Source organism: Bacillus vallismortis, assembly GCF_004116955.1.
Taxonomy (GTDB): Bacteria; Bacillota; Bacilli; order Bacillales; family Bacillaceae; genus Bacillus; species Bacillus vallismortis.
The window spans coordinates 3,120,003-3,133,143 of record NZ_CP026362.1; the positions used below are offsets into that span (position 1 = coordinate 3,120,003).

The window sequence follows — 13,141 nt, forward strand, 5'->3', positions numbered from 1 at the left end:
AACAAGACAATCTTCTACGCGCGGCCCCCATTTCATTTTTATTAAAAATAAAAGCCAGACGTATGGCGTCAGGCTCTGTCATATTACCGTTTCAATTCCTTTCGTGTCTTTTCCCATCTTTTCAGCACCTCTTCAGGGCTGTGAAGCTGGATTCGGACACCGGAAGTCAAATCTGCATATTTCGCCACATCCTCCTTCACCGAAACGATGCGGCAGGCAAAACGGTCTCTGTCATATTCGGATTCTTTCAAAGACGGCAAAGGCTCGCATTGCAGCTTCACATAATGGGCGGCTCCCTTCCACCATGCCATAAACTGCACTTTTCCTCTGCGACGGATGTTGGCTGCAGTCGCTGTGTTTTTCCACAGAGCGATTCGGATTTCTGTTCGGCTGAGAGCGATGATTTCTCCCACGCTAATCATGGCGGCATGCGGCCAGCCATCATCCGATACCGTTTGCAGAACGAAAGCCTCATGCTGCTTCTCATCCAAGCGATTCCCGTCAAGCAGCTCAAACAGGCGGTCTGATAGACAGTTCACGCTGATCAAGCCTTTCGTTCCGGCACAGCCGGAACTTCAACTGCTGTTTCTGTTTCACTCGGATCAATTTTAAACGCCGGATTGTATTTCGCCGGGTTTGTAATGCTATCCGGCTCACAGGATCTCCATGTAAAAAAGCATGTTTGGCACTGATAAACTTCCCAGGCGCCTTCTACAGGCGATTTGCTCATGACTTCTCCCTTTTTTGAATTGCATCGAGGACATGTATGCATATCGATCATCCTTTCCTTATTTATTCATCAAGTCCATTAATTTTTGTTCCCATTCTTTCGTTGTTAATGGTGAATCAAGCGGCTGTGAATAATGGCCTCTTGTTTCCGGCGCAACCGGCGTAGTGGCGTCCAGAATCATTTTGTGAGTGATCCCTGATGGATTAGATCCAGGGTCAAGCGGCAGGACAGATAAGTCTGGAATGATGACCGCGTCGTGTTTTGGATGCATTTTAGTCGAAAGCGCCCACATGACCTGCGGCAGATTGAATGGATCGACATCCTCGTCAACAACAATGACCATTTTGCAGTAGCCGAGTCCGTGCGGTGTTGTGAGTGCGCGCATACCGACCGCTTTTGCAAATCCGCCATAGCGGGTTTTTGTGGAAACAATCGCGATTAAACCGTGTGTGTACATGGCGTTCACAGCGACAATTTCATTCGGATATGCTTCTTTTAACTGCTGATAAAGCGGCACACAAGTGTTAATGCCGATCATGTAATCGCATTCTGTCCAAGGCATGCCTAAGTATAAATGTTCAAAAATTGGATTGTTTCTATGATATACGCGTTTAATTTTGATAATTGGCATGCTGCGTCCGCCGGAATAGTGGCCTGTGAATTCACCAAACGGGCCTTCATATTCACGTTCTCCGGCCACGATTTCACCTTCAAGCACAACTTCAGCGCCCCATGGAACATCAAGATCAGACAGCTTAGATTTGACGATGCGATACGGCTCGCCTTGAATTGCGCCTGCCATTTCGTATTCTGATTGATCATAGAGAAGCGGAGTCGACGCCGCCGTTGTAATAACCGGCTCACAGCCCAGCGCAATCGTGACTGGAAGATTGATGCCGCGTTCTTCAGCTTGACGCAAATGGATCGCAATATCGTGCTGCGGCACAGGCTGAATGCCAAGGCGGTCTTTTCCTTTGACCTGCATTCTGTAAATGCCGACGTTTTGTTTGCCGAAATTCTCAGGGTCTTCAAGATCGCGGGAAATGACACATGCTTTATCTAAATAGTAGCCGCCGTCCCCTTGGTTAATCCTGAAAAGAGGCAGGATATCGAACAAATTGATGTCTTCTGTGATTTCATTTTCATGAAACGGCGCTGTTTCCTCACGTTTGACCGGCATTGGGAACTGTTCATAACGCTTGGCGAATTCAAAAAACTGTTCTTTTACTGGCGTGTCTTTCGGCATGCCGAGCATCATTGCATGGTTCGGCCAGGAACCGATTACATTCATCGCAATTTGTGCATTGTGATAGCCGTAAATGTTGTTAAATAAAAGCGCGGGGCTTTTATCGCCAAGATTGCTGGCTGCTCGTGCCGCGGCCCCTAAATCAGGCTCCGGCTTTACCTCTTCCTTCACTGTCAGCAGCTGCCCTTCTTTTTCAAGGGCAGTGAGAAATTCTCTGAAATCTTGATAAGCCATGATCAAGCTCCTCCTTTTTGCTTTTCAATCCCATTCCAGCGTTTCGCTTCAGGAAGGCGAATGCCGAATTGGTCCAATGTTCTGAATACAATATGGTCGACCATTTCCTCTAAGCTGCCGGGCTGGTTATAGAAGGCCGGCATTGGAGGAAGAATGATGGCGCCCATTTTCGTAAGCGCTAGCATATTTTCGAGATGAATCTGGTTCAAAGGCGTCTCCCTCGTTAAGAGGACGAGTTTTTTTCTCTCCTTGAGCATGACATCCGCCGCACGTGTCAGCAGATTATCCGCCATCCCGGTGCGAATGCTTGCGAGAGATTTCATGCTGCATGGCGCGACAATCATTCCATCGGTATCAAACGATCCGCTAGAAATGGCTGCAGCCTGATCCTTATGCGAATATGTGTATGTAGCCAGCTGTTCCACTTGTTTTAAGGTATAACCTGTTTCGTGTTTGATCGTGACGTTCGCCCAAGGAGACACAACGAGATGGGTTTCCACTCCGGCCGCTTTCAGCCACTCCAGCAGCCTGACTCCGAAAATGGCCCCTGTTGCCCCTGTCATTCCGACAACGAGTTTCATTTTTGCCCCCCTCCTTTACGCTTGAATTCCGCTTTCATTTCCATCATACTCCTGATATATCCATATGAAAAATATCTCTAAAATCTATATTTCATACCTAAAAGGTATACTGAGGAGGCGCTTTTTTTGGACATTCGCCAGCTTCGATATTTTATTACCATCGCCCAAGAACAAAAAATCACATCCGCCGCCAAAAAACTCCACATGGCACAGCCGCCTTTAAGCAGACAGCTGAAACAGCTGGAGGACGAGCTAGGTGTCATTCTCTTTGACCGGAATAAGAAAAAACAAATGACGCTTACATATGAAGGAACTGTTTTTCTGAAAAGAGCCAAAGAGATTCTGCACAGGTTTGAAGATGCCGTCATCGAGGTACAAGAGCTGAAGGAGGAAGTTGCCGGCACGCTGGCTGTGGGGTCAACGATTTATTGCGCCTCTCTGATGCTTGAAAAAGTCACACAGATGAAAGAGAAATACCCGCACCTCACCTTTAACATTTGGGAGAATGAGCCCGCGACACTGTTAGAACTTCTGGAAAGCCGTCAAATTGATGCTGCGGTCACCACGACGCTGATCAAAAGCGACACGGTCCAATTCAAACAGCTTGATGACATTCCATGTGTACTGGTGCTTTCAGAAGAAGCAGGATATCCGTGCGGGGACACTATTAAAATGGAGGACATTCCTTCCTTTCCGCTGATTCTGCTGCGGCCTGTCAATGGAAAAGGCGTCTATAATCAGGTCATGAATGAATTTCAGCGTTTGAATCTGGAGCCGCGTACTGTTTGTGAATGCCACGATTCAGCAACTTTGCTCAGCCTCGTCTCATCCGGATTTGGCGCTTCTATTCTGCCCGTCACAATGATTCCTGTTCATATGAGGAACCACGTTCATACCATTCGTATCGAAAACAATCCCTTTATCATGAAACCGGCTGTGATGTGGAGAACGGACAGTTATTTGCCAAAACCGGTACAGCAATTTTTGGATTTATTTTAAGAGAAATCGCCTTATGAAAACCAATTACTTGACTCATACTAAAAAAAAGTTATCCTTTAGATTTGTAAGCTAATTTTTTATTTCAATAAAATCAACCAGAAAAGTGGGGAATATGATGAAAAAAGCATTTTTGGCTTTATTCATGATCGTAAGCATTGCAGTGCTCGCAGCTTGCGGAGCAGGAAATGACAATCAGTCAAAAGACAACGCCAAAGACGGCGATCTTTGGGCTTCAATTAAGAAAAAAGGTGTGCTGACAGTCGGTACGGAAGGAACATATGAACCGTTCACTTTCCACGACAAAGACACTGATAAGCTGACTGGTTATGATGTGGAAGTCATTACAGAAGCCGCAAAACGCCTAGGGCTGAAAGTCGATTTTAAGGAAACACAATGGGATAGTATGTTTGCCGGCCTGAATTCCAAACGGTTTGACGTCATTGCCAACCAAGTCGGAAAAACAGACCGTGAAGACAAATATGATTTCTCTGATAAATATACAACTTCAAGAGCCGTTGTCGTGACGAAAAAAGACAACAACGATATTCAGTCTGAAGCAGATGTAAAAGGAAAAACATCGGCACAATCACTGACAAGCAATTACAACAAATTAGCTACAGATGCAGGCGCGAAAGTTGAAGGCGTAGAAGGCTTGGCACAATCCCTTCAGCTCATCCAGCAAGGCCGCGTCGATATGACATACAACGATAAGCTTGCTGTATTGAACTACTTAAAAACATCAGACAACAAAAACGTAAAAATCGCTTTTGAAACAGGCGATCCGCAGTTCACCTATTTCGCATTCCGCAAAGGAAGCGGCGAGGTTGTGGATCAAGTCAACAAAGCATTAAAAGAAATGAAAGAGGACGGGACTCTTTCTAGCATTTCGAAAAAATGGTTCGGCGAAGATGTTTCTAAATAATCTGCCGGCATTGACGCTTGGCACGGCGATCCCGTGGGATCTGGTGCAGCAGTCATTCTGGCCGATCCTTTCAGGGGGAATCTACTATACGATTCCCCTTACGATTCTTTCCTTCCTATTTGGGATGATCATCGCGCTGATTACAGCGCTTGCCAGAATGTCAAAAATGAAACCTTTGAGATGGGTGTTCAGCGTATACGTATCCGCGATACGCGGCACTCCTCTTCTCGTTCAATTGTTCATCATTTTCTATCTGTTCCCGGCCTTTAATATCACATTAGATCCATTTCCAAGCGCAGTGATCGCCTTTTCACTTAACGTCGGCGCCTATGCATCTGAAATCATCCGGGCATCTATTTTATCCGTGCCGAAAGGACAGTGGGAAGCCGGCTATACAATTGGCATGACCCATCAGAAAACGCTGTTCCGCGTCATTTTGCCGCAGGCGTTTCGTGTGTCGATCCCGCCATTATCCAATACCTTTATTAGCCTGATCAAAGATACATCCCTCGCCTCTCAAATTCTGGTCGCTGAACTGTTCAGAAAAGCCCAAGAAATCGGCGCGCGGAATCTTGACCAGATTTTAGTGATCTATATTGAAGCAGCCTTTATTTATTGGATAATCTGCTTCCTGCTTTCACTCGTCCAGCATGTCATCGAACGGCGTCTTGACCGCTACGTGGCCAAATAAGGAGGTTCCGGGTATGCTTACCGTAACAGGATTAAACAAATCATTCGGTGAAAATGAAATTTTAAAAAAGATAGATATGAAGATTGAAAAAGGGAAAGTCATCGCCATACTTGGGCCCTCAGGTTCAGGGAAAACGACGCTGCTCCGCTGCCTGAACGCGCTGGAGATCCCCAATCGCGGGGAGCTTGCATTTGACGATTTCTCCATTGATTTCTCTAAAAAGGTGAAACAGGCAGATATCCTAAAGCTTCGCCGGAAATCCGGAATGGTGTTTCAGGCCTATCACCTGTTCCCGCACCGCACAGCCCTTGAAAACGTGATGGAGGGCCCTGTTCAGGTGCAAAAACGAAACAAAGAGGAAGTCAGAAAAGAAGCGATTCAGCTACTTGAGAAAGTCGGACTGAAGGACAAAATGAATTTATATCCGTTCCAGCTTTCCGGAGGACAGCAGCAGCGCGTCGGCATCGCCCGCGCTCTTGCGATTCAGCCTGAACTCATGCTGTTTGACGAACCGACCTCAGCTCTTGACCCTGAACTTGTCGGAGAGGTGCTGAAGGTGATCAAGGATTTGGCCAATGAAGGCTGGACCATGGTCGTTGTAACCCACGAAATCAAATTCGCCCAGGATGTGGCGGACGAAGTCGTCTTCATTGACGGCGGCGTCATCGTGGAACAGGGACCGCCGGAGCAAATCTTCTCCGCACCAAAAGAAGAACGAACGCAGCGGTTCTTGAACCGGATTTTGAACCCGTTGTAAAAAGAAAAACAGGGCGTCAGCGCCCTGTTTCAGATTGTTGACAAAACCCTAAAACGATTTTCGTTTTAGGGTTTTGTCATTTTCAGCGTGATTGAAAACCTTTGAAGTCTAGGAAGGGCGAGCATTGGAGCACAGCGAATTTTAAATTCGTGAGCACCGAAGCGCAGGTCTGACAACGAATGCAAGGGTTTGCCAACACGCTGAAACAGGGCGCCTGCGGCAGCCCTGTTTTTTTGTTGAGCCCCATTCGCCTATTCCGCCCTTTTGTCAGATGTGCTACAATGACACTCGACTGATTTTTACGAAAGAAGGGACCTCACGTGAAGCGAGAACTTGTGCTGCGTTGGACATTTTATTTTTCCGGTTTAATCATATTGGCTTTTGGTGTATCCCTGACGATTGAAGGGAAAGCGCTCGGCATTAGCCCGTGGGATGCATTTCATTACAGCCTGTTTCAGCACTTCGGGTTTACCGTCGGCCAGTGGTCCATCATGATTGGCGCGCTCATCGTTGGATTAACGTCATTGTTTACGAAGGCTTGGCCAAAAATTGGGGCGATCCTGAACATGGTACTCATTGGTGTTTTTATAGATTTTTTCAATTTTCTTCTGCCTGCCCCCTCCACTTATACGGGCTCCGTCATCGTCTTCTCTCTTGGCGTGGTAATGATCGGCTACGGCGTCGGTGTTTATGTATCGGCAGGCCTTGGTGCGGGGCCGCGTGATTCACTGATGATGCTGATTACAGAAAAAACCGGCTGGAATGTGCAATGGGTGCGGAACGGCATGGAAATCATCATTTTGTTGGCGGCATGGGGCATGGGCGGTCCGATCGGTTTTGGTACCATTTTGACTGCCATTCTCACCGGACTCATTCTGCGCTTTTCATTGCCGCAGTCAATCCAGCTGCTGAATTATGCGGTGGCAAGGCGGACAGCCGCTGTGAAAGCATCTCCGCCTCTGCACTAATCTTTTGTCAAAGAAAAACGGACCAATTCAATGGCCCGTTTTTTTGTTTTCACTCATGTTTGGCAGGCTTGTCTCATAGATTGGTACTATCTCTGAGAAAGAGAAATACTAGAATCGGAAGGTATCATGATGGAAGCTCTCCAACACTTTGCAAGACGCTCCTTCAGCATATTGCTCTTTTTCTTTTTACTGTATTGTTTTATTCTGCTTGAACCTTCAAAACTGTCTTTTGCTATTCCAGATTCACTGCTAAATGTGAATACCATTTTCCTGAGTATTTTGCTTGAATCCATTCCATTTATCATGCTCGGCATCTTTTTTTCTTCGTGCATTGAATTCTTTGTCTCAGATGAATGGATGGCCAAATGGATCGTCAAAAACCCTTATGGCGCAATAGGGTCCCCTGTCGCCATCAGTATTCTCTCCCCTGTATGTGAGTGTGCAGTCATTCCGGTGGTGCGCCGTCTCATTCAAAAAGGGCTCCCTCTGCATGTCGGCGCGGTTATCTTAGTTGGAGCGCCCATCTTAAATCCGATTGTCATCCTTTCCACCTACTATGCCTTCAGCAAGCATTTGGAACTTGTGTACGCGCGGATTGGGCTCTCCGTCGTTATTTGTATCATAATTGGGCTCCTGATGTATTGGATATTCGGAAACAAAAACATGCTGAAACCGCATAAAACAGCTGCCTTGCCGGAACACAGTCATCAGCAGCACGGAAAACGCTTGAAACCTATCGTCACCCATGCTGTAGAAGAATTTTTCGATATGGGCCGCTATTTGATCATGGGCGCATGTATCGCCAGCCTGTTTCAAACGTTTCTAAATCGCGGGGCTCTCGCAGAGCTGGGGACAAGCGACCTGTCTGGTTCCGCTGTCATGATGGGACTGGCATTTGTCCTGTCACTTTGCTCACATGCGGATGCGTTTGTCGCGTCTACTTTTTCAGGCACCTATTCTCACGCTTCCCTCCTCTCCTTCATGCTGTACGGCCCAATGTTAGATGTAAAAAACACGTTTGTGTATGCTTCATTTTTTAAAAAACGCTTTGTGTTTGTATTTTTTGTTGTGATTTCCGCTTCAGTTCTTGCAATAGCTTGGCTTTATGGTTTGATTACCTCATAAAGGATGAGTGAATTGAAACAAAATAAACCGTATTCTTTTGATGCTGTTGTCCGGGGACTTCTATTGGTCGGCTTTGCTTTAATGATCTTTAAACTTTATCTGACAGGGCATATTTTGCATTTCATTTCTCCGCGGATGCTTTGGTTTGCGAAGTTTTTTATCGTCGCTGCATTTGCGCTTGGCATACTGTCATTGATCTGGAGAAAACAAGACAGTCAGCATACCTGCTGTGCATGTGCCGGCGGTCAAACACATTCTCCGTCTCACCCATGGCTGTACAGTTTTTTTCTGATTCCTATTGTTACCGGTTTCCTTTTCCCTGATCATGTGCTGACAAAGGAAGTGGCACAGAACAGAATCTTCTCAGCAAACAGTGCCAAAAGCCCGGAACAAAAGAAATCTAATACTCAGGCGGAATCCTCTCATGAAGCAGGAACGGCCGCAGTCCTGCCCAGCGGTTATGAAAAAGAACTTTCTCGGGAGCTGGAAGGGATGAATGTCATTCCGATTTCAGACAAGTATTATGTGCCCATTGTCAATCTAGTGCTGGAACATGCAGAAGCGTATGCAGGAAAAGAGATCGACATGAAAGGATTTGTCTATTTTGATGAACAGCTGGGTCGCTATATCGTTGGACGTTACGGCATATCCTGCTGTATTGCAGATGCTGCGGTATACGGACTGCCGGCTTCTTTCTCAGAAAAACATGATATAAAGGAAGGCGAGTGGGTTCAGACCACCGGAAAACTGACTGTATTTAATAAGAACGGCGAACAGCTTCCGATCGTATCCGTCACACACATGCAAACAATTAGTACACCAAAAAACCCCTACGTATACGAGATTATCGAGGATCTTACTCCGAAGTAAAACAAAATATGATAGGATGGTTTTGACAATCTTTTGCAGACGGAGGATCTAGAATGAAGATTTACGGAATGTATATGGACCGCCCGCTTTCACAGGAGGAGACTGAACGGTTAATGTCTTTCATATCGCCTGAAAAACGGGAGAAATGCCGGAGATTTTATCATAAAGAAGATGCTCACCGCACCCTGCTGGGAGATGTGCTCGTTCGCTCTGTTATCAGCGGGCAATATAAGCTGGACAAAGCCGAGATCCGCTTCAGCGCGCAGGAATACGGGAAACCTTGCATCCCTGATCTTCCTGACGCCCATTTCAATATTTCTCACTCCGGCCGCTGGGTCATTTGCGCGTTTGATTCACAGCCTATCGGCATCGATATTGAAAAACTGAAACCGATCAGCCTCGATATCGCCAAACGCTTCTTTTCAAAAACAGAGTACAACGACCTTATAGCCAAAAACGACGACGAGCAGACAGACTATTTTTATCATCTATGGTCAATGAAAGAAAGCTTTATCAAGCAGGAAGGCAAAGGCTTATCGCTTCCGCTTGACTCCTTTTCGGTGCGCCTGCATCAGGACGGACAAGTAACCATTGAGCTTCCGGACAGCCATTCCCCCTGCTATATCAAAACATATGAAGTAGATCCGGGCTACAAAATGGCCGTATGCGCCGCGCACCCTGATTTCCCCAAGGATATCACAATGGTCTCATACGATGCGCTTTTATAAATGGCTCATCAGCAGCTTGACGCCGTGTTCAATATCTTCCGTTTTCACATTGGAAATATTGATTTTTAATAGATTTTCTCTTGGATAATCTGATAAATAATGACGGTCTATCGCCTCAAGGAGAACCCCTTGTTTTTTCAGCTTTTGCATTACCCTTGAGGCCTGCAAATCCCGAGGGAGCACCAGATGGGTATGCATGCAGGGCGCCTGTCCGCTGGAGAACGCAAAGCGGCCGCTTCCTAGACTTCTATGTGTTTGAATGGCCTGATGAAGCCTCAGTGACCGTTCCTTATAGGATGAGCGGATTTTCTCCTTATGCCTGCCATACATGCCGCTTTTCAAATAGATTTCCAACGCCGCTTGAGAAATCACAGAACTGTCGATATCGTTTAGCTTTTTGTACGTGTGAAACGTGTCAGCCAGCGCATCCGGCAAAACAGCGGCCCCCACGCGAAGGCCGGGAAACATCATTTTTGAGAAGCTTTTCAAATAAATGACATGCGAGGACAGATCATATGCGTACAGCGGATCTGCCTTTTTATTTTCCTCCAAATCACCGAGATAATCATCCTCAACGAGATAGACATCATACGTTTCCGCCAGTCTTACAAGTTCCTGTTTATCACGCTCTGACAAAGAGCAGCCTAGCGGGTTATGGAAGCGGGGCATTGTATAAAACCATTTGATCGATTCCGTCTGAAACAGCCGCTCAATCTCGTTCATATCAAGCCCCTCTTCCGTTCGTTTTACTCCGATGGCAGGAATCCCAAGCGTCTCAAGCTGTTCAATCATCAAATGATAGCCCGGCTGCTCAATGGCGATCTTCTCTTTCCCATTTGGAAACGGCATGGCGCAAAGCAGGGATAACGCCTGCTGGACACCTGATGTAATGAAAATGTGCCGTTCGTCCGCAAATACCTGCTGATTGGCGAGCAGCTTTCGGAGAACACGGATGAGCGACGGAAGCCCCTTTGGCGTCCCATAAATAAACAAATCGTTTTTGTATGTATCAATGGCTTTGTTGATGCAGTGCTGAAAATCAAGATACGGAAATACGTCGGGATCTGGCGCAGATGTGGCAAAGTCGATGAGCCCCGGCTGTCCGCTTTTTGGTGTGCCCGTTTTTTTCACAATATAATAGCCGCTTTTCGGAACGGAGTAGATGAGATGGCGCTTTTCCAGCTCCCGCAGCGCGCGGATCACTGTGCTTTTGCTGACTTGATAGCGGATGGACAGCTGTCGGATGGATGGAAGCCTGTCTCCTTCCTGATAGGCGCTGCTTTGTATCATCTCCTCTATCCTCGTCAATAGACTCATATATTTCTCCATGCTTTCTCCCCCTGTTTTGTACCGGTACAGTTCATTGTTTTTCTCATTGTACCCTTCTGCTCACAGCCATACAATAAAAGGGAGCGACCAGCGCTGCAAATCAGGTAAAGGAGCACCTTCCATTATGGGTAAACATCAGCAAGCCCCCGCTTATATGGCGGCTATCTTATATTCGTTCATTATCGGTTTATCGTTTCTATTCGTAAAAATCGCGCTGCAAACAGCAGAACCGTTTGATATTCTGGCGCACCGGTTCACCATTGCGTTTGCCGCTGCCACTGTACCGATCTTATTCGGCTGGGTAAAGCTATCAATTCGTGTAAAGGACGTCATTGCCATCTTGCCGCTCGCCCTGCTGTATCCGGCGTTGTTTTTCAGCTTTCAGGCATTCGGCCTTGTGTACTCGTCCTCCTCTGAAGCGGGAATTATTCAGGCTGCCATTCCGATTTTCACAATGGTCTTAGCCAGTTATCTATTAAAGGAACGCTCCACGTGGATGCAGAAGGGTTTCACGGTTTTATCCGTTGCCGGCGTCATGTTCATTTTTGTGATGAAAGGGGTCGAAGTGGAATCAGCCAGCTTAACAGGCTCTATGCTGATCCTTTTGTCCGCTTTGTCCTCCGCGATGTACAATACCGCCGCCAGAAAAATGACGCAGCGGTTCAAGCTGATTGAGCTCACTTACATCATGTCAGCGATCGGCTTTGCTGCCTTCAACGCCATCGCCCTTGTTCGCCACAGCGCGGCGGGAACTGTCGGCACTTATTTTCAGCCATTCCGGGAGCCCGGCTTTGTTCTTGCCATTGTGTATCTGGGCGTGCTATCTTCACTCGTCACTTCGTTTTTGTCTAACTATACGCTGTCACGGATAGAAGCCTTTAAAATGAGCGCTTTTAATCATGTAGCCACCATCGTGACGATGATTGCGGGAGTGGTGATTCTAAACGAAACACTCGCCTGGTATCATCTAGCCGGAGCTGTTTGTATTATGATTGGCGTGGTGGGGAGCAATATCAATGTGCAGAAAAAGACATATCACCATAGGGTCCCTGCAAAAAAATGAGAAATTATGCTAGACTGATAGGAAAAACATGGTTCGAGGTGTAAGTGTACGTATGATTCAATATGCTAGTGAAAGCATCAATCTTCCAGGAGAAATTACGTTTAAAGATGTAAGAGAAATCTTTTTTTATCAAGTTGCAAAAATGTCATTCTTTTACTTTCTGTTGTTTTGCGCCATTTTTGCTGCAGTTCATTTCATTAACGGACAGCCCCGTCTCGTTTATGGCAGCGAAGCGCTTAACTTATTTATGAATAGTATTTTCATTATCGTCATGTCTGTTCTGTTTACACTGCTGCTCCTCCTTCTTCTGTATGTAAAGTTTTTCAGAGCATACAAGAAGAACGAGCGGATTCAATCCAAAAGAACGTATACCCTCAATCAAGAAGGAATCCGTATATGCTCTCAAAAGTATGACCTCATTTTTCATTGGAATGAAATCACGTCTGTTCTCGAATATAAGAATGTCTTCCGGATCAATACATCCAGCAGCCAATATATTGCGATACCAAAACATTTTTTTCATTCTAAAGAGGAAATGAATAGGTTCCGAGGCATTATCCTTAAAAATAATGAGACAAAAAAAGTGAAATTTAAAAAGGATCAGCGCTGACAGTGCTGGTCCTTTTATAATGATTGATGCGTTTCTTTTGCCTTCTGTTTATCTAAAAACGGCACCAGCTCGATTCCAGCCGATACACCTACAAACACGATGCACACAACAACAGAAAATGGAAAGGAATTTCTGAATGAGTTCATTCCGATGGCGAATACAAATGGAAACAGCAATATAAACCATTTCATCTGAGGAGACGCGCGCATGCTCCGACCTGCCTTTAATTGAGTATTTCGGCTATTATATCATGTAAAAATGGTCATTCCACATAAAAAAGCGGAACAG

General features: G+C 46.1%; 14 protein-coding genes and 2 pseudogenes. 10 read left to right on the forward strand and 6 right to left on the reverse strand.

From position 1 onward, the window contains the following. Window positions 1-83: 83 nt before the first annotated feature. The 4 genes and pseudogenes from BV11031_RS16535 to BV11031_RS16550 all read right to left on the reverse strand — a co-directional run bounded on the left by BV11031_RS16535 (window position 84) and on the right by BV11031_RS16550 (window position 2,829). Window positions 84-548, reverse strand: coding sequence for a pyridoxamine 5'-phosphate oxidase family protein (locus tag BV11031_RS16535; protein WP_010330784.1), 465 nt, complete (start codon window positions 546-548; stop codon window positions 84-86). Next, window positions 545-772, reverse strand: coding sequence for a non-oxidative hydroxyarylic acid decarboxylases subunit D (locus BV11031_RS16540; protein ID WP_010330783.1), 228 nt, complete (start codon window positions 770-772; stop codon window positions 545-547). Before BV11031_RS16540 ends, BV11031_RS16535 begins: the two co-directional genes overlap by 4 nt. 16 nt (window positions 773-788) lie before the next feature. Further along, window positions 789-2,210 (reverse strand): phenolic acid decarboxylase BsdC, encoded by a 1,422-nt coding sequence (gene bsdC, locus BV11031_RS16545; protein WP_010330782.1) that lies wholly within the window; start codon window positions 2,208-2,210, stop codon window positions 789-791. 2 nt (window positions 2,211-2,212) lie between these two features. Further along, window positions 2,213-2,829 (reverse strand): annotated as a pseudogene (locus tag BV11031_RS16550) (non-oxidative hydroxyarylic acid decarboxylases subunit B). A gap of 88 nt (window positions 2,830-2,917) precedes the next feature. On the opposite strand from BV11031_RS16550, the gene bsdA reads away from it, so the two are divergent. The 8 genes from bsdA (at window position 2,918) to BV11031_RS16590 (ending at window position 9,851) form a co-directional block, all read left to right on the forward strand. After that, window positions 2,918-3,790 (forward strand): transcriptional regulator BsdA, encoded by an 873-nt coding sequence (bsdA, locus tag BV11031_RS16555; RefSeq protein WP_039075866.1) that lies wholly within the window; start codon window positions 2,918-2,920, stop codon window positions 3,788-3,790. Between the two features lie 115 nt (window positions 3,791-3,905). After that, window positions 3,906-4,712 carry a cystine ABC transporter substrate-binding lipoprotein TcyA gene (gene tcyA / locus BV11031_RS16560; protein ID WP_010330780.1) on the forward strand — a complete coding sequence of 269 codons (807 nt, stop codon included), beginning with the start codon at window positions 3,906-3,908 and terminating at the stop codon, window positions 4,710-4,712. Then, entirely contained in the window at window positions 4,699-5,403 is a 705-nt protein-coding gene (gene tcyB / locus BV11031_RS16565) for a cystine ABC transporter permease TcyB (protein ID WP_010330779.1), read from the forward strand. The genes tcyA and tcyB overlap by 14 nt, the downstream gene beginning before the upstream one ends. A 13-nt stretch (window positions 5,404-5,416) precedes the next feature. Then, window positions 5,417-6,160 (forward strand): cystine ABC transporter ATP-binding protein TcyC, encoded by a 744-nt coding sequence (gene tcyC, locus BV11031_RS16570; RefSeq protein ID WP_010330778.1) that lies wholly within the window; start codon window positions 5,417-5,419, stop codon window positions 6,158-6,160. Between the two features lie 320 nt (window positions 6,161-6,480). Beyond that, window positions 6,481-7,128 (forward strand): YczE/YyaS/YitT family protein, encoded by a 648-nt coding sequence (locus BV11031_RS16575; RefSeq protein ID WP_010330777.1) that lies wholly within the window; start codon window positions 6,481-6,483, stop codon window positions 7,126-7,128. Between the two features lie 129 nt (window positions 7,129-7,257). Beyond that, window positions 7,258-8,253, forward strand: coding sequence for a permease (locus BV11031_RS16580; protein WP_010330776.1), 996 nt, complete (start codon window positions 7,258-7,260; stop codon window positions 8,251-8,253). A gap of 3 nt (window positions 8,254-8,256) precedes the next feature. After that, window positions 8,257-9,123 (forward strand): TIGR03943 family putative permease subunit, encoded by an 867-nt coding sequence (locus tag BV11031_RS16585; protein ID WP_244215801.1) that lies wholly within the window; start codon window positions 8,257-8,259, stop codon window positions 9,121-9,123. 53 nt (window positions 9,124-9,176) lie between these two features. Beyond that, window positions 9,177-9,851, forward strand: a complete 675-nt coding sequence (locus tag BV11031_RS16590; RefSeq protein WP_010330774.1) for a 4'-phosphopantetheinyl transferase family protein — start codon at window positions 9,177-9,179, stop codon at window positions 9,849-9,851. Here BV11031_RS16590 and BV11031_RS16595 read toward each other — a convergent pair. Continuing rightward, window positions 9,846-11,180 carry an aminotransferase-like domain-containing protein gene (locus tag BV11031_RS16595; RefSeq protein ID WP_010330773.1) on the reverse strand — a complete coding sequence of 445 codons (1,335 nt, stop codon included), beginning with the start codon at window positions 11,178-11,180 and terminating at the stop codon, window positions 9,846-9,848. The genes BV11031_RS16590 and BV11031_RS16595 overlap by 6 nt on opposite strands. 124 nt (window positions 11,181-11,304) lie before the next feature. Here BV11031_RS16595 and BV11031_RS16605 point away from each other — a divergent pair, with 124 nt between their 5' ends. Both BV11031_RS16605 and BV11031_RS16610 read left to right on the forward strand, forming a co-directional pair. Then, window positions 11,305-12,243: a DMT family transporter gene (locus BV11031_RS16605; RefSeq protein ID WP_010330772.1), complete on the forward strand. Its 939-nt coding sequence runs from the start codon at window positions 11,305-11,307 to the stop codon at window positions 12,241-12,243. A gap of 52 nt (window positions 12,244-12,295) precedes the next feature. Beyond that, entirely contained in the window at window positions 12,296-12,853 is a 558-nt protein-coding gene (locus BV11031_RS16610; protein ID WP_010330771.1) for a YcxB family protein, read from the forward strand. Between the two features lie 14 nt (window positions 12,854-12,867). Here BV11031_RS16610 and BV11031_RS23400 read toward each other — a convergent pair. Then, window positions 12,868-12,966 (reverse strand): annotated as a pseudogene (locus tag BV11031_RS23400) (hypothetical protein); the annotation flags it as partial. Window positions 12,967-13,141 lie beyond the last annotated feature (175 nt).

What these genes read in the sequence shown, in the direction of transcription:
- BV11031_RS16540 (WP_010330783.1), bottom strand. Translation starts at nt 772, where the DNA reads ATGCATACATGTCCTCGATGCAATTCAAAAAAGGGAGAAGTCATGAGC.
- bsdC (WP_010330782.1), bottom strand. Translation starts at nt 2,210, where the DNA reads ATGGCTTATCAAGATTTCAGAGAATTTCTCACTGCCCTTGAAAAAGAA.
- tcyA (WP_010330780.1), top strand. Translation starts at nt 3,906, where the DNA reads ATGAAAAAAGCATTTTTGGCTTTATTCATGATCGTAAGCATTGCAGTG.
- tcyB (WP_010330779.1), top strand. Translation starts at nt 4,699, where the DNA reads ATGTTTCTAAATAATCTGCCGGCATTGACGCTTGGCACGGCGATCCCG.
- tcyC (WP_010330778.1), top strand. Translation starts at nt 5,417, where the DNA reads ATGCTTACCGTAACAGGATTAAACAAATCATTCGGTGAAAATGAAATT.
- BV11031_RS16580 (WP_010330776.1), top strand. Translation starts at nt 7,258, where the DNA reads ATGGAAGCTCTCCAACACTTTGCAAGACGCTCCTTCAGCATATTGCTC.
- BV11031_RS16585 (WP_244215801.1), top strand. Translation starts at nt 8,257, where the DNA reads ATGAGTGAATTGAAACAAAATAAACCGTATTCTTTTGATGCTGTTGTC.
- BV11031_RS16590 (WP_010330774.1), top strand. Translation starts at nt 9,177, where the DNA reads ATGAAGATTTACGGAATGTATATGGACCGCCCGCTTTCACAGGAGGAG.
- BV11031_RS16595 (WP_010330773.1), bottom strand. Translation starts at nt 11,180, where the DNA reads ATGGAGAAATATATGAGTCTATTGACGAGGATAGAGGAGATGATACAA.
- BV11031_RS16605 (WP_010330772.1), top strand. Translation starts at nt 11,305, where the DNA reads ATGGGTAAACATCAGCAAGCCCCCGCTTATATGGCGGCTATCTTATAT.
- BV11031_RS16610 (WP_010330771.1), top strand. Translation starts at nt 12,296, where the DNA reads ATGATTCAATATGCTAGTGAAAGCATCAATCTTCCAGGAGAAATTACG.